The sequence below is a fragment of the Aureimonas sp. OT7 genome, from assembly GCF_014844055.1.
Lineage (GTDB): Bacteria > Pseudomonadota > Alphaproteobacteria > Rhizobiales > Rhizobiaceae > Aureimonas > Aureimonas altamirensis_A.
On the sequence record NZ_CP062167.1, the window covers coordinates 3,646,642 to 3,666,169 of the forward strand.

16 protein-coding genes are annotated in these 19,528 nt (G+C 65.7%); 4 read left to right on the top strand and 12 right to left on the bottom strand.

Features of this window, described 5'->3' with window-relative positions; genetic code table 11:
- The first annotated feature begins 7 nt into the window (after window positions 1-7).
- The 4 genes from IGS74_RS17465 (at window position 8) to IGS74_RS17480 (ending at window position 4,510) form a co-directional block, all read left to right on the top strand.
- Entirely contained in the window at window positions 8-1,078 is a 1,071-nt protein-coding gene (locus IGS74_RS17465; RefSeq protein ID WP_192387800.1) for an ABC transporter ATP-binding protein, read from the top strand.
- Window positions 1,075-2,259: an ABC transporter permease gene (locus IGS74_RS17470; protein WP_192387802.1), complete on the top strand. Its 1,185-nt coding sequence runs from the start codon at window positions 1,075-1,077 to the stop codon at window positions 2,257-2,259. The genes IGS74_RS17465 and IGS74_RS17470 overlap by 4 nt, the downstream gene beginning before the upstream one ends.
- 1 nt (window position 2,260) lies before the next feature.
- Entirely contained in the window at window positions 2,261-3,046 is a 786-nt protein-coding gene (locus IGS74_RS17475) for an ABC transporter permease (protein WP_039191437.1), read from the top strand.
- A gap of 75 nt (window positions 3,047-3,121) precedes the next feature.
- Entirely contained in the window at window positions 3,122-4,510 is a 1,389-nt protein-coding gene (locus IGS74_RS17480) for an aspartate aminotransferase family protein (RefSeq protein WP_192387804.1), read from the top strand.
- A gap of 73 nt (window positions 4,511-4,583) precedes the next feature.
- Here the strand turns inward: IGS74_RS17480 and IGS74_RS17485 are convergent, their stop codons facing one another.
- The 12 genes from IGS74_RS17485 to IGS74_RS17540 form a co-directional block, all read right to left on the bottom strand.
- Entirely contained in the window at window positions 4,584-7,214 is a 2,631-nt protein-coding gene (locus tag IGS74_RS17485) for a response regulator (protein ID WP_192387806.1), read from the bottom strand.
- A 51-nt stretch (window positions 7,215-7,265) separates the two neighbouring features.
- Window positions 7,266-8,165 carry a bifunctional methylenetetrahydrofolate dehydrogenase/methenyltetrahydrofolate cyclohydrolase FolD gene (folD, locus tag IGS74_RS17490; protein WP_192387808.1) on the bottom strand — a complete coding sequence of 300 codons (900 nt, stop codon included), beginning with the start codon at window positions 8,163-8,165 and terminating at the stop codon, window positions 7,266-7,268.
- Window positions 8,166-8,175: 10 nt separating this feature from the next.
- Window positions 8,176-9,036, bottom strand: coding sequence for a formyltetrahydrofolate deformylase (gene purU / locus IGS74_RS17495; RefSeq protein WP_192387810.1), 861 nt, complete (start codon window positions 9,034-9,036; stop codon window positions 8,176-8,178).
- A 73-nt stretch (window positions 9,037-9,109) separates the two neighbouring features.
- A complete protein-coding gene (gene mmsB / locus IGS74_RS17500; protein WP_039191425.1) occupies window positions 9,110-10,297 on the bottom strand; it encodes a multiple monosaccharide ABC transporter permease in 1,188 nt (395 codons plus the stop codon).
- Window positions 10,294-11,826 (bottom strand): multiple monosaccharide ABC transporter ATP-binding protein, encoded by a 1,533-nt coding sequence (gene mmsA, locus IGS74_RS17505; RefSeq protein ID WP_192387812.1) that lies wholly within the window; start codon window positions 11,824-11,826, stop codon window positions 10,294-10,296. Before mmsA ends, mmsB begins: the two co-directional genes overlap by 4 nt.
- Before the next feature lie 68 nt (window positions 11,827-11,894).
- A complete protein-coding gene (gene chvE, locus IGS74_RS17510) occupies window positions 11,895-12,956 on the bottom strand; it encodes a multiple monosaccharide ABC transporter substrate-binding protein (protein ID WP_039191419.1) in 1,062 nt (353 codons plus the stop codon).
- A 199-nt stretch (window positions 12,957-13,155) separates the two neighbouring features.
- Entirely contained in the window at window positions 13,156-13,800 is a 645-nt protein-coding gene (locus IGS74_RS17515; RefSeq protein ID WP_039191416.1) for a 2-dehydro-3-deoxy-6-phosphogalactonate aldolase, read from the bottom strand.
- Window positions 13,797-14,708, bottom strand: coding sequence for a 2-dehydro-3-deoxygalactonokinase (locus IGS74_RS17520; protein ID WP_192387814.1), 912 nt, complete (start codon window positions 14,706-14,708; stop codon window positions 13,797-13,799). Before IGS74_RS17520 ends, IGS74_RS17515 begins: the two co-directional genes overlap by 4 nt.
- 11 nt (window positions 14,709-14,719) lie before the next feature.
- Window positions 14,720-15,598, bottom strand: coding sequence for an SMP-30/gluconolactonase/LRE family protein (locus tag IGS74_RS17525; RefSeq protein ID WP_192387816.1), 879 nt, complete (start codon window positions 15,596-15,598; stop codon window positions 14,720-14,722).
- Window positions 15,599-15,619: 21 nt separating this feature from the next.
- The gene (locus IGS74_RS17530) at window positions 15,620-17,428 is read right to left on the bottom strand and encodes an IlvD/Edd family dehydratase (protein WP_039191410.1); all 1,809 of its coding nucleotides are present in this window, start codon (window positions 17,426-17,428) and stop codon (window positions 15,620-15,622) included.
- Window positions 17,429-17,459: 31 nt separating this feature from the next.
- The gene (locus tag IGS74_RS17535) at window positions 17,460-18,515 is read right to left on the bottom strand and encodes an aldose epimerase family protein (protein ID WP_192387818.1); all 1,056 of its coding nucleotides are present in this window, start codon (window positions 18,513-18,515) and stop codon (window positions 17,460-17,462) included.
- Window positions 18,512-19,450 (bottom strand): Gfo/Idh/MocA family oxidoreductase, encoded by a 939-nt coding sequence (locus IGS74_RS17540; RefSeq protein WP_192387820.1) that lies wholly within the window; start codon window positions 19,448-19,450, stop codon window positions 18,512-18,514. Before IGS74_RS17540 ends, IGS74_RS17535 begins: the two co-directional genes overlap by 4 nt.
- Window positions 19,451-19,528: the final 78 nt, after the last annotated feature.

The following is a 19,528-nucleotide window of genomic DNA, read 5'->3' on the forward strand; positions in this document are numbered from 1 at the left end:
TATACGCATGAATGAACGCGCCTTCATCCACCTCCACGACGTGTCCAAAAGCTATGGGCCGATGCGCGTCGTGGAGGGCCTGAACCTCGAAGTGGCGAAAGGCGAGTTCCTGAGCCTGCTGGGGCCATCCGGATCCGGCAAGACAACCATCCTGATGATGCTGGCGGGCTTCGAGCGCGCCAGCGCCGGGACCATCTGGCTCGATGGGCAGAAGCTCAACGATCTGCCGCCGCACAAGCGGGGCATGGGTGTCGTGTTCCAGAACTATGCGCTGTTCCCGCATATGACCGTTGCGGAAAACGTCGCCTTCCCGCTCGATATGCGGGGAGTCGGCAAGGCGCAATCGCGCAAGGCCGTGGCGGCTGCCCTCGACAGGGTGCGCCTCGGCCATCTCGCCGACCGCAAGCCTTCCCAGCTTTCCGGTGGCCAGCAGCAGCGCGTGGCGCTGACGCGGGCGCTGGTGTTCGAGCCGAAGGTCATCCTGATGGACGAGCCGCTCGGCGCTCTCGACAAGCAGCTCCGCGAGGAAATGCAGCTCGAGATCCGTGCCCTGCATCGCCGCCTGGGCCTGACCATCGTCTTCGTGACGCACGACCAGTCCGAGGCGCTCACGATGTCGGACAGGATCGCCATCTTCGACAAGGGCCGCATCGCGCAGATCGGCTCTCCGGACGCGGTCTACGACCGGCCGGAAAACCGCTTCGTCGCGCAGTTCATCGGCGAGACGAACCTTATCGAGTGCGCGCTCGCCGGCCGCCAGGGTGCCTTCGTCGCGGTGGACCTTCCGGGCGGGCATCGCATCATGGCCACCGCCCCGCAGGATGCCGCGGCGTCCGGGGCCGCGACGCTGTCGATCCGGCCGGAGCGGCTGGCGCTCGACCGCACCCCGCCTTTGGCCAACAGTTTCGCCGTCACGGTGGATGACGCCGTCTACCAGGGCGACCATATCCGCCTGCACCTCAACGCAGGCGAGCTGGCGTTCGTGGCGCGGCTGGAACGCAGCGCACGCACCTTCAGCCCGGGCGAGCGGGTCAACATGTCCTTCGATCCAGCGGATTGCTCGGTGTTTCCGGCATGAGCGACGTGACCATGCCCACCCGCCTGCGCGCCGGGCTGCTCGTCCTGCCGCTGGCGTTATTTCTGGCCGTCTTCTTCATCTGGCCACTCTGGACCATGATCTCCGTGGCGGTACGCGACGACGCCATGGCCGGTGCGCTGCCCGAGACGGCCGCCGTCATCGGCGGATGGGATGGCGAGGCGCCACCCTCCCTGGATATCCAGCAGGCCTTCATGAAGGACCTGCGCGAGGTGGACAATGCGACGCTGGGGCCCGCCGTCCGCCGCCTCAACAGCGCCGTTTCAGGCTTCCGCACGCTGGTGGGGAAAACCCAGCGCGCCGCCCGCGACATGGCCGACGGCGACCCGGTCGACATGGTGGCCATCGACGACCGCTGGGGCGAACCTGCCTTCTGGGCCGCCATCCAGAACGCAGCCAGCCCCTATACGGACCGAAATCTTCTGGCCGCGGTGGACCTGGAGCGCAACGATGCCGGCGACATCGAGGCACGCCCGGCCGGCAGCTCGGCCAACCGGCTCATCATCTGGCGCACCTTTTCCATCGCCGCCGTCATAACGCTCTTCTGCATCGCCATCGGCCTGCCCTACGCCATGCTGGCGGCGTCGGTCACCGGCTGGAAGCGCAATGTCCTGCTGCTCGCGGTGCTGCTGCCGTTGTGGACATCGCTGCTGGTCCGCACGGCCGCATGGTTCATCCTCCTGCAGGACCAGGGGCTCATCAACCGCACGCTGATGGATCTGGGCCTGATATCGGGGCCGCTGCCGCTGATCTTCAACCGGGCCGGCGTCATCGTCGCCATGACGCATGTGCTGCTGCCCTTCATGGTGTTGCCGATCTACTCGGTCATCACCGCCATCCCGAAGAACCTGATGCCGGCCGCGGCCTCCATGGGCGCATCGCCGCTCCGCGCCTTCTGGCGGGTGCTGCTGCCGCTCAGCCTGCCCGGCGTCCTGTCCGGCTCCCTGCTCGTCTTCATGGTCGCGATCGGCTATTACATCACGCCTGCGCTGGTGGGTGGCCCCAACGACCAGATGATCTCGTCGATCATCGCCTTCTATGCGCTGCAGACGGCCAATTGGGGCATGGCCGGCGCGCTCGGCATCATCCTGCTCGTCGTCACCACCCTGCTCTACGTCGTCTACAACAGGCTGTCGCGCAACGGCGCGCCGCTGGGGGCCTGACATGCGCGCGCTCAAGATCATCTTCGGTATCGCGGCGGTGGCGTTCCTGCTGCTGCCCATCGTCGCCATCCTGCCGCTGGCCTTCACGGATTCGGTATTCCTGAACTACCCGATCCCCGGCTTCTCGCTGCGCTGGTTCGACCAGTTGGCCAGCGGGGCATGGCAGCGCTCCATCATCAACAGCCTCATCATCGGCGGCGGCGCAACGGTGGTCTCCGTCGTCCTTGGAACGCTCGCGGCACTGGGGCTGGCGGGCAGCGCACTGCCATTCGCCGGCCTGTTCCGCACGGTCTTCCTGCTGCCGATGGTCGTGCCGGCGGTGGTTCTCGGCGTCGGACTGCAGATCTCGCTGGCGCGGATCGGCCTGTCATCCACCTATGTCGGCGTCATCGTCTCGCACTCGGTGCTGTGTATCCCCTTCGTCATCGTCAGCGTGTCCACCGCACTGGCCGGCATCGACCGCACATCCCTCCGGGCAGCGGCCAGCCTCGGCGCCAATCCATTCACCGTCTTCCGCCGCGTCACCATGCCGCTGGCGGCGCCCGGCATCGTCACCGGCGCCGTCTTCGCCTTCGCCACGTCGCTGGACGAGGTGGTGCTGACGCTGTTCGTGGCCGGCCCGAACCAGCGTACGCTGGCCCGCCAGATGTTCTCCTCTATCCGCGAGAATATCAGCCCGGCCGTGGCGGCCGCCGCGTTCCTGCTCATCCTCGGAACGCTGCTCCTGGCCGGGCTCGCCGCCCTGCTTCGGTGGCGGCAGGAAAGATCGCTGGCGGCCAAGGTCTGAAGCGCCGTATGACGCAAAGCTTATCCGTCATGCAACCTTATGGTTTGACGGCTCACTGGGAAAGGAACTGCCATCATGTCCGCGGCACTGCCGAATTCCGTCTATGCGAGGGATGTGGAATATATCCTCCATCCCGTCACCAATGCCCGCAGGCATGAGGAGACCGGCCCCATCGTGATCGACCGGGGCGAAGGCATCTATGTCTTCGACGATCAGGGCAAGCAGTATATCGAGGCCATGGCCGGCCTGTGGAGCGTGGCCGTCGGCTTCGGCGAAAAGCGCATCGCGGATGCCGCCTACGCCCAGCTTCAGAAGCTGCCCTACTACCACACCTTCAGCCACAAGACGAACGAGCCGTCGGTGGACCTGGCCGAGACGCTGGTCAAGATGACGCCGGCCAGCGTCAACCGCGTCTTCTTCACCAATTCCGGCTCGGAAGCCAACGACACCGTCGTCAAGCTGATCTGGTATTACAATAATGCGCGCGGCCGCCCGGAAAAGAAGAAGTTCCTGTCGCGCCAGAATGCCTATCACGGCATTACCATGGTGTCCGGGTCGCTGACGGGGCTGCCCGTCAACCACCGCGATTTCGACCTGCCGATCATTCCGGTGCGGCACCTCACCTGCCCGCATTACTGGCGCTTCGGCCAGCCGGGAGAAACGGAATCCCAGTTCACCGAGCGGCTCGCGCAGGAGCTGGAAGACACGATCGCGGCCGAAGGTGCGGACACCATCGCCGCCTTCATCGGTGAACCGCTGATGGGCGCCGGCGGCGTCCTGCCTCCGCCGGAAGGCTATTGGGCGCGTGTGCAGGAGATCTGCCGCAAGCACGATATACTGATCGTCGCGGACGAGGTCATCAACGGCTTCGGGCGTCTCGGAACCACCTTCGCCTGCGAATATTACGGCATCGAGCCCGACGTGCTGGTGACGTCCAAGCAGATCGCCTCATCCTACGCGCCCTTGGCGGCGGTGCTGATCTCCGATGCGATCTACCAGGGCATCGCCGACAACACCGCCAAGATCGGCACGCTCGGCCACGGCTTCACCACGACGGGGCATCCCGTATCCTGCGCCATCGCCAACGAAAACCTCGCCATCATCCGCGAGCGTAATCTTGTCGAGAATGCCGCGCGCTCCGGTGCTGTCCTGCAGGAAGAACTGAAGCGCTTCCGCGACCATCCCCTCGTCGGCGACGTCCGTGGCGTAGGCCTGATCGCAGCAGTGGAACTGGTGGCGGACAAGGCCACGAAGGCGCGCTTCGATCCCGTGGGCAGGGCCGGCGGCACGCTCTTCGTGAAGGGGCACGAGCATGGTGTGATCATCCGCGCCATCGGCGACCAGATCGCCTTCTGCCCGCCGCTCATCATCACCGAAAGCGAGGTCCGGGAGATGGTCGACCGCTTCGGCAAGGCGCTCGACGATACCTACGCCACCCTCAAGGCGGACGGCGTTATCGCCTGATCCTCGATCTTCATCGACGACCTTGAAGGGCCGGAGCATACGCTTCGGCCCTTTTTTCCGCCCCGTCTCAGGATCAGTTGTCGGCTTTGTCCAGCGGCGCCAGTCTCGCCTGGGCGGCCAGCCCTCCGAACACGCTGGAGATCGCATTTTCCAGGCCGCGCATGTCATAGGGCTTGGTCAGGATCGTGGTGCGCGCCGGGTCGAAAGCCTCGATGCCGTCCACATGCCGGTCGCCCGTCGCGAAGACGATGCCGAGGTCCGGACGAAGCTCCAGCGCGCGGCGCGCAAGCTCCGGCCCGGAAATGCCGGGCAGGTTCACGTCCGTCACCAGCACCGCCACCGGCATGGTCTGGAGCGCCGTCGTTGCCTCTTCCGCACTGCCGGCCTCGACCACGAGATGCCCCATCTCTTTCAGGAGTTCGGCCGTATTCATGCGGATCAGCACGTCGTCTTCGACCAGCATGACCGAGATGCCGACCACATTGGCCTTCTTGCCGTCGCTGTCCGCCGCCGAGGCATCGGCCATGGGCAGCGGCGCCGCACCCGAATTGGCCTGCGCCTGGTTCGCCAGCACATGGCGCACCTTTCGCGCCAGCGCTTCGCGCGTGTACGGCTTGGACAAAAGGTTGACGCCGGCATCCAGGCGGCCACCGTGCACGATGGAATTTTCGGTGTAGCCCGAGGTGAACAGAACCGCGACGCCCGGCAGGCGCTCCCGCGTCTTGCGGGCCAGCTCCGGGCTTTTCAGGGCGCCGGGCATGACGACGTCGGTAAACAGCAGATCGATCGGGATGCCGCTTTCCACAACACTCAGCGCGGATGTCGCATCCACCGCCTTCAGCACGCGATAGCCGAGCTCGCCCAGCATCTCGACGACGGTGGCGCGCACCTCGTCGTCATCCTCCACCACAAGCACGGTTTCCGTGCCTCCGGACACCGGGCCGTTGTCGACGTCGACTTCCATGTCCTCGGCCTCCACCGCGCGGGGCAGATAAAGCCGGATCGTGGTTCCGTGCCCGGGTTCGGAATAAATCTTGACGTGTCCCCCCGACTGCTTGACGAAGCCGTAGACCATCGACAGGCCAAGGCCCGAGCCCTTGCCTTCGCTTTTGGTCGAGAAGAAGGGCTCGAAGACGCGCTCCATCACCTCCGGCGCCATTCCGCAGCCGGTATCCGACACCGCCAGCATCACATACTGGCCGGGCGTCACCTCTTCGTGCAGGCGCGCATACGCGTCGTCCAGGCTCGCATTGCCGAGTTCGATCGTCAGCCGCCCCTGCCCGTCCATCGCGTCGCGGGCGTTGATTGCCAGGTTCAACAGGGCGTTCTCGATCTGCGTCGGGTCGATGAAGGTGTTCCACAGGCCGCCGCCGACCACGGTCTCGACCTCGATCCCCTCGCCGATGGCGCGGCGCAGCATATCATCCATGCCGCGCACGAAACGCGTCACATTCACGACCTTGGGTTCCAGCGCCTGCCGGCGCCCGAACGCCAGCAGTTGCGCCGCCAGCTTCGACCCGCGGGATACGCCGGCCATGGCATTGGCCACGCGGCGCTCTGCCCGTTCATTGCCGGCGATGTCGCCGGCCAGCAATTGCAGATTGCCGGATACCACCTGCAACAGATTGTTGAAATCGTGCGCGACGCCGCCGGTCAACTTGCCGATGCTCTCCATCTTCTGCGCCTGCGCCAGGGCGATCTCGGCCTGGCGCCTTTCGGCGATGGCTTCGACAATGCGGGTCTCGAGCGTCTCGTTCAGATGGCGGAGCTGGTCTTCGGCACGCTGGCGATGACGGATCTGGCGTTCGAGTTGCTCGGCATGCTCGCGCAGGGCGATCTCCTGCCGATGCTTGTCCGTGACATCTGTGTGGACGCCGACCCATTCGCGGATGCCGCCATCGTCGCTGAAGCTCGGAACGGCGCGGATGGAGAACCAGCGCCATTCGCCATCCTTGCGGCGCACGCGATGCTGGAACAAAAAGGTCTTCCGCCCGGCCACCGCCTCGTTCCAGGCGGCGACGCTCGCCGCGCGGTCATCCGGGTGGACGGCCTCGGACCAGCCGAAGCCCGCGCATTCCTCCTGCGTCTGGCCGGTCAGCGCCTGCCAGCCGGGCTGCGGGCCCGACATGCGCCCCTCGGGATCGTTGGTCCAGACGATCCCGTCCACGGCCGCCACGGCCGCCTCGAAGCGCCTGGTGCTGTGCATCAGCTCGCGGCGCATACGGACCCGGTCGGTATTCTCCACCACGGTGCACAGCACGCCGCCGACGGTGTCCTCGTCGATATAGATCGGCGTGTAGAAGAGGTCGAAATACACCTCCTCCATCACGCCGCTGCGGTTCAACACCATCAGCTGGTCGTGAAAGGCCTGCACCTCGCCGCGCATGCCGGTTTCCAGCACCTGGCGATTAAAGTCCCAGATCTCGGGCCATACCGCGTCTACGCGTCCACCGAAGGCGTGCGGATGGTGGCGCCCGGCAATGGCGATATAGCCGTCATTGTAGATCATCCGGTGCTGCGGGCCCCACATGAGGACCTTCGGCACCGGGGAGTCGATCATCACATCCACGGTCACTCGCAGATTCGGGCTCCAGCTCTCCAGCGGGCCCAATTCCGTCGAGTGCCAGTCATAGGCGCGCAGGCGCGCGCCCGTATCACCGCCGCGCGGAGGTTTGGACCCGAGGGATATGGCCTGATCGGTCATCTTGGTTCTCGATGGTGGAACGCAGCCTGTATGTCTGTTTCCGCCTGAAAATCAAAACGGATTCTGCGGGTATTGTGTGACAATTGACCGCCGCTCGGCCGCGGTCAACGTATTCTGCAGGAGAAAGGCGATCGTCATCGGCCCGACACCGCCCGGAACCGGCGTGATGGCGCCCGCCACCGCAACCGCTTCGTCGAAGGCGACGTCGCCCACGAGGCGGCCCTTTGCCTGGCCTTCTGCCGGCGGCAGGCGGTTGATGCCCACATCGATGACGGTCGCGCCCGGCTTGATCCAGTTGCCCCTCACCATTTCCGGCCGGCCGACGGCGGCAACGAGGATATCCGCGGTGCGGCACAGCCCGGCAAGGTCCTGTGTCCGCGAATGGGCCATCGTCACCGTGGCATTGGCATCGAGCAGCAGTTGCGCCACGGGCTTGCCGACAAGATTGGAGCGTCCGATGACGACCGCGTTGAGGCCGTCCATGCGGGCGCGCACGGTGCGCGCCAGGTGCATCGCCCCCATCGGCGTGCACGGCACGAGGCCGGGCAGTCCGGCGACGAGCCGGCCGGCATTTTCCGGGTGGAGCCCATCCACGTCCTTGGCCGGGTCGATCGCCAGGATAACCGGCCCCGCATCAAGCGGCGCGGGCAATGGCAGCTGCACGAGGATACCATCAACGCCATCATCCGCGTTCAGAGCGCGCACCAGTGCCAGGAGATCGTCCTGCGCCGTATCGGCGGGCAGGCGATGCTCGAAGCTCTCCATGCCGGCCTCACACGTCAGCCGCACCTTGGACGCGACATAGACTTCGCTGGCGGGGTCGTTGCCCACCAGCACAACCGCCAGGCCCGGCTTGCGGCCGTGACGCTCGGTGAAGGCCGCGGCCCGGGCCGCCACCGCCGCGCGGACGTTCGCGGCCTCGGCCTTGCCATCGATCAGTTTCGCCTGCATGGGAAATTCCTCAATCCCGGAATACGACGGTCTTGGCACCGTTCGGTATGACGCGGCCCTCCAGATGCCAGGCGATCGCGCGCGCCAGGACGCGGCGTTCGATATCGCGCCCCTTGCGGACGAGGTCGTCCGGCGTGTCGTGGTGGGCGATGCGCTCCACGTCCTGCTCGATGATCGGCCCCTCGTCGAGGTCGGCCGTCACGTAGTGCGCCGTCGCGCCGATCAGCTTGACCCCGCGATGGTGCGCCTGGTGGTAGGGCCGTGCTCCCTTGAACCCCGGCAGGAAGGAGTGGTGGATGTTGATGCAGCGGCCGGCCAGCTTCGCGGCGAGCCCGTCGGACAGGATCTGCATGTAGCGCGCCAGCACGACGAGGTCGGCACCGGTCTGCTGGACGACGCGCCAGACGTCCGCCTCCTGCTCCAGCTTGGTCTGCCTGGTTACCGGCAGATAATGGAACGGGATATCCGCAAGGTCGAGGTGGGCATAGGTCTCGCGCGGGTAGTTGGCGACGATGCCGACGATATCCATGGCCAGCTCGCCGATGCGCCAGCGATACAGGAGATCGGCGAGGCAATGATCGAAGCGCGACACCAGGATCAGCACCTTCTGGCGCCGGGCCGCGCAATTGAGGCTCCAGTCCATGTCGTGGCGCTGCGCCACCGCGTCGAATTCGGCGCGCAGCGCCTCGCTGTCGCCGCCGGCCTCGACGAAATTAAAGCGCACCCGCATGAAGAAGCGGCCGGTTTCCTCGTCGTCGAACTGGTGCGCCTCGCGGATGTCGGCGCCATGCTCGTAAAGATGGCGCGACACCGAGGCCACGATGCCTGGCTTGTTCGGGCACGACAGCGATAGGACGTACTGGTCGGGCATGGCGGCGACTCCATGGAAGGAATGTTGCACCGCCTATAAATCATCCCGGCCCTTGCGCAAACCGCGTTACGCTTCAACGGCGCTGGTTGTAGACGTCGATGCAGACCGCCCCCAGAAGCACGATGCCCTTGATGACCTGCTGGTAATCGATACCGATGCCCAGGATCGACATGCCGTTGTTCATGACGCCCATGATGAACGCGCCGATCACCGCGCCGACAACCTTGCCGACGCCGCCATAGGCCGACGCACCGCCGATGAAGCAGGCGGCGATGACGTCCAGCTCGAAGCCCAGGCCGGCCTTCGGGGTCGCCGTGTTCAACCGCGCGGCGAAGATGAGCCCGGCCAGCGCCGCCAGGACACCCATGTTGACGAATGTCAGGAAGGTCAGGCGCTCGGTCATGACGCCCGAAAGCTTGGCCGCCTTCTCGTTGCCGCCGACCGCATAGATCTGCCGGCCGATGGTGGTCCGGTTGGCGATGAAGGCATAGAGCGCGATCAGCGCCACCATGATGATGAGCACGTTGGGAAGCCCGCGCAGCGATGCGAGCAGGTAGGTGAAGTAGGTGACGACGGAGAAGAGCACGATATTCTTCAGGACGAAGAAGCCATAGGGCTCCGTTTCGGTCTGGTGACGCTGCTGGCGGGCCCTGTTGCGGAAGTTGAGGTAAACGAGCCCGAGCGCCAGCACCGTGCCGAGGATCAGCGATGTCAGTTTCAGCCCCGGCGTCGCGAAGGCGTCCGGGATGAAGCCGGACGACAGGCGCTGGAAAGTGGTGGGAAACGGCCCGACGGAGGCGCCGCCGAGAACGGCGAGGCTGAGCCCCTTGAACACCAGCATGCCTGCCAGCGTGACGATGAAGGAGGGGATGCGCAGATAGGCGACGAACCAGCCCTGCGCCGCACCGATGGCGGCGCCGATGGCGAGGCAGATGGCGACGGCGGCGATGGCCGGCACGCCGAGCTTGACCATCAGCACGGCTGCGACCGCGCCGACGAAGCCCGCGACGGAGCCGACCGACAGGTCGATGTGGCCCGATACGATCACCAGAAGCATGCCGAGCGCCATGATGACGATATAGCTGTTCTGCAGGATCAGGTTGGTCAGGTTCAGCGGCCGCATCAGCGTGCCGTCGGTCATGACCTGGAAGAAGATCATGATCGCCAGCAGCGACAGCAGCATTCCGTATTCGCGCAGGTTGTTCTTCAGGAAGCCGCTATAGCTGCGCGTTTCCCCGATGGTTGCCGGATTGTCGCTCATTTCAGGGTCTCCTTGCGCATGATGGCGCGCATGATCTTTTCCTGGCTCGCCTCTTCGCGGGTGAAGGCGCCGACGAAACTACCCTCGTTCATCACGAGGATGCGGTCGCAGATACCCAGCAGTTCCGGCATCTCGGACGAGATCACGATCACTCCCTTGCCGCTGTCGGCAAGGCTGTTGATGATGGAATAGATTTCATACTTTGCCCCGACGTCGATGCCGCGCGTCGGCTCGTCGAGGATGAGGACCTCCGGCTCCGAAAAGAGCCATTTCGACAGGACGACCTTCTGCTGGTTGCCGCCCGACAGCTTGCCGGTTTCCTGGTATACGCTGGAAGACCGGATACGCATCTTCTGGCGATAGGTATTGGCGACCTGCAGCTCCTGGATGTCGTCCAGCACGCCGCGGCGCGACACGCCGGCAAGATGGGCAAGTGAAATGTTCTTGCGGATATCCTCGTCCAGAAGCAGGCCAAGCTGCTTGCGGTCTTCCGTCACATAGGCAAGCCCTGCCCGGATGGCCGCAGGCACGGTGGACAGGTCCACCGGCTTGCCGTGCATGGTGACGGTGCCCCGGATGTTGCGCCCCCACGAGCGGCCGAAGACGCTCATGGCGAATTCCGTGCGCCCTGCCCCCATCAGACCCGCAATGCCGAGGATTTCGCCGGCGCGCAGGTCGAGGCTGAGGCTCTTCACGGCCTGCCGCCCCGGGTGGAGCGGGTCCTCCACCGACCAGTCGCGGATGGAGAGGATGGTCTCGCCGATCTTCGGTTCGCGCTTGGGAAAGCGGCTTTCCAGGTCGCGATCCACCATCTTGCGGATGATCTCGTCTTCCTCGACGGGGCCGGCATGGCAATCCATGGTGGCAACGGTCCTGCCGTCCCGCAGCACGGTGATGCGGTCGGCCACCTTGGATATCTCGTTCAGCTTGTGCGAGATCAGGATGGACGATATCCCCTGCCGCCGGAACTCCGTCAGAAGCGCAAGCAGCGCATCGGAATCGGCTTCGTTGAGGCTGGCCGTCGGCTCGTCGAGGATGAGCAGCTTCACTTCCTTCGACAGCGCCTTGGCGATCTCGACCAGTTGCTGCTTGCCGACTCCGAGATCGGCGATCTTCGTGTCGGGATTTTCCTTCAGGCCGACCTTGCGCAGCAGTTCGCGGGAACGCTCGAAGACGGCCGACCGGTCGATCACGCCCATCCGCGTCGGCGCATTGCCGAGGAATATGTTTTCGGCAATCGACATCAGGGGAATGAGGGCAAGCTCCTGGTGGATGATGATGATGCCGAGCGCCTCGGAATCGTTCACCGTGCGGAAGCTGCGTTCCTCGCCCTCGAAGAGGATCTGTCCATCGTAGCTGCCATGCGGATAGACGCCGGACAGCACTTTCATCAAGGTGGACTTGCCGGCGCCGTTCTCGCCGACGACGGCATGAATTTCGGCAGGCTGCACCGCAAGGTTCACCTCCGAGAGGGCCTTGACCCCGGTGAAGGACTTGGAGATGCCCCGCATTTCCAGAATGGCGTTCATGTGCGCCTCCAACGGCCGTGTCGATACCGTGGACGAAGGGGGCGCCGTCGCCGTCGCCCCCTTTGTTCCTACTTCAGCTGGTCTTCTGTGTAGTAGCCGCTGTCGACCAGTATTTCCTTCCAGTTGTCCTTGGTCACGACGACCGGCTTCAACAGGTAGGACGGAACGACCTTGACGCCGTTGTTGTAGGTCTCGGTATCGTTGACCTGCGGCTCGGTGCCGTTGCTGACCGCGTCGACCATGTCGGCCGTCACGCGGGCCAGTTCGCGCGTGTCCTTGAAGATGGTCGAGGTCTGTTCGCCCGCCAGGATCGACTTGATCGACTGCACCTCGGCGTCCTGCCCGGTCACGATCGGCATCTTCATGTCGGCCGATCCGTAGCCGACGCCCTTCAGCGAAGACAGGATGCCGATCGACAGGCCGTCATAGGGCGACAGCACGGCATCGACGCGCTTGTCCGTGTAGAAGGCGGACAGGATGTTATCCATGCGGGCCTGTGCCACGGCCGGGTCCCAGCGCAGCGTGGAAACCTTGTCCATGCCCATCTGGCCCGAGGCGACGACGAGTTTGCCGCTGTCGATATAGGGCTGCAGCACGCTCATCGCGCCGTCGTAGAAGAAGTAGGCGTTGTTATCGTCGGGCGAGCCGCCGAACAGCTCGATGTTGAACGGTCCCGCCTGGTTGGCGAGGTCCAGGCTGTCGACGATGGACGTGGCCTGCAGGACGCCGACCTGGAAATTGTCGAACGTGGCATAGTAGTCGACATTCGGCGTATCGCGGATCAGCCGGTCGTAGGCGATCGTCTTGACGTCCATGTCGGCGGCCTGCTGCAGCACGTCGGAAAGCGTGGTGCCGTCGATCGAGGCGATCACCAGCACCTTGGCGCCCTTCACCACCATGTTCTCGACCTGCGAGAGCTGGTTGGGGATATCGTCCTCGGCGTACTGCATGTCGGTCTCGTAACCGCGCTCCTGCAGTATCTTCGACATGTTGTTGCCGTCGTCGATCCACCGTGCCGACGACTTCGTCGGCATGGCAATGCCGACGAGGCCCTTGTCTTGCGCGCTGGCCGGCAGCACCATCGCCGCCCCGAGGGCAAGCGCGGCGGCCCATTTCATGAAAGTCCTCATTGCCAATCCTCCCCAGGCGGCCGCACCATGCGGACCGCAAGTCGTTCGGCACGGCTCCCTGCCATGCTGATCATTCGGCATGGCTCCCCGCCATGCTAAGTCGTTCGGCATGGCTCCCCGCCATGCAAAGTCTTTCAGCGTGGCCTCCCCGCCACGCCAGACCATTCGACATGGCTCCCCGCCATGCCAGGACACCCGCCTAGCCGGTGCCGAATACCGCGTCGTAGGCGGCGATGGCCGCCCTGGCCCGAGCCGCGACCTCGGCGGTCGACAGGCCGGGCTTGTAAAGGCTGGAGCCGAGGCCGAACGCCTTGATGCCGTAGCCGGCATAAGCCGCAAAATCGCCGTCCGAGACACCCCCGACCGCCCCCAGCACCGCCTCCTTCGGCAACACGGCCGAAATCGCCGCGATACCGGAGGGGCCAAGCACGCTGGCCGGAAAGAACTTCAGCGCCACGGCCCCTGCATGCCAGGCTGCCAGCGCCTCGGTCGGTGTGAAGACACCGGGCATCGTCACCATGCCCTGCTCTGCCGCCCGTGCGATGACGGCCGGATCCACATTGGGACTGACCATCAGCCGCCCGCCCACATGCGCCAGCCGGTCGACATCCTCGACGCTGAGGACGGTGCCGGCGCCCACATAGTGGGTCTGCGGGGCAAGACGCACCGCCGCCTCGATGGAGCGGAAGGGAGCGGGCGAATTCAATGGGATCTCGATGGCCTCGAAGCCGGCTTCCACGAGCGCGCCGACGACCGGCTCCACCTCGTCTATCGTGATGCCGCGCAGGATCGCCACCAGCGAACGGCGGAAGGAAGGCCAGGCGACACGCTCGGAACCATTCATGAAGGAAACTCCTGCAATAGGATATCGGCCGCCCGCGACAACCCGGCGCGCACGCAGCCATCGGCGTCGACCGGCGGTGCATGGGCGATGTCCAGCGCGGCGAGCGCATCCAGATAAGCCTGCGCGCCGGGCCCGGCGCCCAGCGGAACGACCCCGTCGAGGTCTGCGTACAGCGTGCGCGCACCGGCGATCTCGGCCCCGATCAGCAGCCCCGACAGACGTGCAAGTCCATCCGCGGCCGAGGTGCCGTCGATAAGCCAGCCGGCGCGCACGCCGAAGGCGGCGTTGGCCAGACGCTCGGGCGCCTCGAAACCCGCCCGCACGGCATCGGCGAAGACCGGGCCGGATGTCTCAGCAAGCGGCGCGTCGCCCACCGCCTGCCGCAGCACCGATGTCGGTGCGCCGCGTAAGTGTGCGAATATCTCGCCCGTCATGAAGGTGGAAAAGACGGACAGGAACCCGCCCTCCAGCCGCGCCCATTTGGTGTGCGTGCCGGGCATCAGCACCAGCCCGTCATCGCGCCCGAGGCCGAGAAGTTTTGTTTCCTCGCCGCGCATGACGTCCGGGGCGGGAGCCCGTTGTGAAACACCGGGCAGGATGAACACGGCGCGGCTGGCGGCCTTGACGCGGGTTGCCAGCCCCGCGACGTCGCTCAACTGAACCGGCGCATCGAGATAGGGCGCTTCCAGCCAGCCGGTGCGTGCGCCGACCATGCCGCACAGGATGGCCGGCACGTCGATGCCGACGCCCAGCGCCGCCGCATGGGATTCCAGCACGGCATCGAAATCGCCGGTGCTGGTCAGGCCCTCGCCGCTGCGCCGCTCGGCCAGGATGGCGCCATCGGCATCGACCGCCCACAGGCGGAAGCTCGTCGTACCCCAATCCACGAGAAGCGTTCGGGCCCGCATCGCCTGCACCCTCACGCGAAGGGCCTGGCGGCCGGCCAGGGCAGGCCGCGCACGCCGGGATCGAACAGGAACGTGTTGCCATGGGCAGGCTCGGCGGCCTTCCGCGCATCGCCCATGCCCTGCCAGGCACTCGTTGCCACCATCCTGTCGAGCCTGTCGCCGACGAAGCCCGGGCAGGAGATATTGGTGGCCGGCAGTGACACCCGTTTGACGATGTCGCCGGCCGGGCTGTAGGCCTCCACGCAGGCACCGCCCCAATGGGCAACCCAGATCGCCCCGTCGGTATCGACCACCGCCCCGTCGAGCGCCCCCTGCCCCCCGTGACGCCGCAGGACGGCGGGTGCGCCCACCGGCAGGCCGGTGTCCGGGTTGACGGCCACGCGCATCAGTTCGCCGACATCGCTGTCGACGAAATAGGCGGTGCCGCCATCCGGCGAGAAACAGATGGCGTTGGGTATGGTGATGTCTGCGAAGAGCCGTACCGCGCGTCCGCCGGCATACCAGTAGACGGCGCCGGCGCCCTTCTCGGCGTTGCGGCCCATCGTGCCGATCCACAACGCGCCGCTCTGGTGCACGCGACCGTCATTGGAGCGGTTGGCGGGCTTGTCCGCTTCGAGCGGCAGAAGCCGCTCGAAGGCGCCGTCCGCCGAACTGCGGACGAACAGCCCTTCATCGGCGGCGACCAACTGACGCTCGCCGTCAATCTCGGCGATCACCGAGGCCATGAAGGGCAGGCTGTGCCGGACCGTTCGTCCATCGTCCAGCCGATGCTCGAAAAGCGCCTTCTCGACGATGTCGAACCAGCAGACGCGCTGCGCCTGCGGCAGCCACGCCACCCCTTCACCGAGATGGCAATGGACATCCGACAGGATGGTGACGCTGGACTCCATGGACGGCCTTTCCGGTATGGGTCAGTGGTTGTCGCGGGGCAGCCCCTGGGTCTGCGCGATACGCTGGTAGCGTACGGCAGGCTCCAGCACCGCACCGCTTTCCATCTGGCCGACGATACCGCGCTGGATCTCCTGCCACGGCGTCTGATGGCCGGGGAAGTGGAAGCCGCCATCCGCTGCCAGCGCCTTGAACCGCTCGGCCAGCTCGGCATCGTCGATCAGGATGTCGGCCGTGCCCTTGTCGAGATCGATGCGCACGCGGTCGCCCGTCTTCAGCACCGCCAGGCCGCCCCCGGCCGCCGCCTCGGGAGACGCGTTGAGGATCGAAGGCGAGCCGGACGTGCCCGACTGGCGTCCATCGCCGACGCAGGCGAGAGAGGTGATGCCCTTTTTGATCAGGTAGTCCGGGGCACGCATGTTCACCACCTCGGCCGCGCCGGGATAGCCGATCGGACCCGCCCCGCGCATGAACAGCACGGTGTGCTCGTCGATGCCGAGGGACGGATCGTCGATGCGGTGGTGGTAATCCTCCGGTCCGTCGAATACGACCGCACGCCCCTCGAAGGCGTTGGGATCTTCTGGGTCCGAAAGATAACGGTCGCGGAACTCGGGCGAGATGACGCTCGTCTTCATGATGGCCGAGGAGAACAGGTTGCCCTTCAGCACGATGAAGCCGGCCTCCTGCTTCAGCGGCTGGCCGTAGGGGCGGATCACCTTCTCGTCCTCGATGATGGCGCCGCGGCAATTGTCGCCGATGGTGCGCCCGTTGACCGTCATCGCATCCTCGTGGATCAGCCCCTGCTCCATCAGCTGGTTGACGACGGCCGGCACGCCGCCGGCATGGTAATAATCTTCGCCGAGGTACTCGCCGGCCGGCTGCAGGTTCACCAGCAGCGGAATCTCGTGGCCGTATGTCTGCCAGTCATCGATGGTCAGTTCCACGCCCATGTGCCGCGCCAGGGCGTTCAGGTGGATCGGCGCGTTGGTCGAGCCGCCGATGGCCGAGTTGACCCGGATGGCGTTGATGAAGGCCTCACGCGTCAGGATGTCGGACGGCTTCATGTCCTCGCGCACCATGTCCACGATGCGCAGGCCGGTGCGGTAGGAAACTTCCTGCCGATCGCGGTAGGGCGCCGGGATGGCCGCCGAGCCGGGCAACTGCATCCCCAGCGCCTCGGCCAGCGAGTTCATGGTGGAGGCGGTGCCCATCGTGTTGCAATAGCCCGTCGACGGCGCAGACGAGGCCACCAGCTTGACGAAGCCCTGGTAGTCGATCTCGCCCTTCGCCATAAGCTCGCGGGCACGCCAGACGATGGTGCCGGAGCCGGTGCGCTCGCCACGGAACCAGCCATTCAGCATCGGACCGACCGAAAGGGCGATGGCGGGGATGTTCACCGTCGCCGCCGCCATCAGGCAGGCCGGCGTGGTCTTGTCGCAACCGATGGTCAGCACCACGCCGTCGAGCGGATAGCCATAGAGGATTTCGACGAGGCCGAGATAGGCCAGGTTGCGGTCCAGCCCGGCCGTCGGACGCTTGCCGGTTTCCTGGATGGGATGCACCGGAAATTCGATGGCGATGCCGCCCGCCTCGCGGATGCCCTCGCGCACCCGCTGGGCCAGCTCGATATGGTGGCGGTTGCAGGGCGACAGGTCCGAGCCCGTCTGCGCGATCCCGATGATTGGCTTGCCGGACTGCAGCTCTTCCTGGCTGAGGCCGAAATTCATGTAGCGCTCCAGATAGAGCGCCGTCATGTCGGCATTCATCGGGTTGTCGAACCAGGCACGCGAGCGCAGCTTGTTCGGGGCGGAGGGCGTCAGTTCCTTGCTCATCTCGTGTCCAGCTTTTCGTTCTTCTGTTCTGTCATTGTACGCCGAAGGCGTAGCGGATCGTATGTCGGTATGTGGCGCGGGCGGGCAGCATGACCCCCGGGAAGCCGGCATGGTTGGGGCTGTCGGGCCAGGATTGCGGCTCCAGGCAAAGTCCGGCATGACGGCCGTATCGGACCCCGCCCTTGCCGTGTGCGCTGCCGTCCAGGAACTGCCCGGTATAGAATTGGAGGCCGGGCGCGTCGGAATAGATCGACAGCGTCCGCCCGCTGGACGGCGCATGAAGCTGCGCCAGCAGCCGCGACTCGCCCGTGTCGGAAAAGCAGAAATTATGGTCGTAGCCGCCCGTCAGGGCGATCTGCGGATCGGCAGGGTCCATCGTCTCGCCGATGACGCCGCCACCCCGGAAATCGAAGACGGTCCCGGCGACATCCACGGGCGCACCCAGGGGTATCGACCCCTCATCGATGGGAAGCACCGCTTCGGCGCCGACGCGCAGGACATGACCGAGGATCGTCTCCGGGCTCCCCGCGCCGTCGAGATTGAAGTAGCTGTGCCCGCTGAGGTTGACGGGCGATGGCTCCGACACCGTCGCGGACAGGTCCAGCACCAGTTCGCCGGCAGCCGGTATCGAATAGCGGGCCCGTGCGGAAACGGCGCCCGGAAAGCCGTCGAGACCATCGCCGAGGTCGAGCGACAGTTCGACGAAGGGGCCACCATCCTCGCCGAACTCGGCGAGCGACCAGACATGCGTATCGAACCCGGCCGGCCCGCCATGCAGGCAGTTCTGCCCGTCATTGAGGGGCAGCGCCACGAAGGCTCCGGAGGCATCGACATAGCCCTTGCGAATGCGGTTGGCGTAGCGCCCCACGACGGCGCCGAAGAAGCGGCGCTCGTCCAGATAGGCGTCGATCGTGTCGCCACCCAGCACCACGTCGTCCAGCGCGCCGTCGCGCCCCGGCGCGAACAGGGATTGCAGCGATGCACCGTAGGAAATGACCGCAGCCGACAGGCCATTCCCATCCAGCAGGAAGCGGTCCACCGCACGCCCGTCGGGCATGTGCCCGAAGTCTTCGCGGCGCACGCTCACGCCGCGTCCTCGAAGGGCTCGACCTGCATTCGCCGGCCCAGCATGAAGGCATCCGCCACATGGACCAGGGGCGACAGGTCGACATCGCTTTCGCCCGCTTCGATCAACTGGGCGAAACGTTCGTAGATGCCGGCATATTCTGCATCCTCGTCGGCAACGAGCGGCCGCCCGTCCAGCGACAGCGTCTTGCCCCCCTCGCCCATCAAGAGCCGGCCTTCGTCGGTGTCGACGTCGATATCCCAGCTTTGCGGACCCGTCTGCCGCCAGTCGAGGTCGAACCGGACAGGAGCGCCCGCGTCATCGGAAAATTCCAGTTCCGCCGCGATCGGGGCAGCCCGGTTGGCCGGGAAGGACAAGGTTGCCTGCGTCAGGAATATAGGCTTCGGAAGAATACGCGTCACGATGGACAAGGCATTGATGCCCGGATCGAACACGCCGAGTCCGCCCGGCTCCCAAATCCATTGCTGGCCGGGATGCCAGTGGCGCACATCCTCTTTCCACGTCACCTGGACCGAGCGTATCCGCGCGCCGGCAAGAAAGGCCCGGGCCGGCTCCACCGCCGCCGCAAAACGCGAATGCCAGGTGGCGAACAGCGTAACGCCGTTCTGCCGGGCAAGATCGATGAGCGGCCCCATCTCGGCCACGGTGGCGCCGGGCGGCTTCTCCAGCAGGACGTGCTGTCCTGCCTCAAGCGCGGCCCGCGCCTGCGCCTGCCGCCCCTGCGGGGGCGTGCACAGCGACACGGCGGCGATATCGGGCGCGTTGCGAAGCATCTCGCCGATATCGTTGAAATGACGTATGGATGGCAGTGACGCGTTCCGGCTGGCCACCCCGGCCAGCTCGAATGCCGGATTGCCGTTGATGGCGGGAACATGCTGATCGCGCGCGATCTTGCCGAGGCCGACAATGGCGACGCTGATAGGGTGCGCGGGCATTTTTGACCGTTTCCAATCCTTATTACGTGTGACTAATACTCTTGGAGATTCCAGCGTCAAGCCCCTTAGAAGGCGATA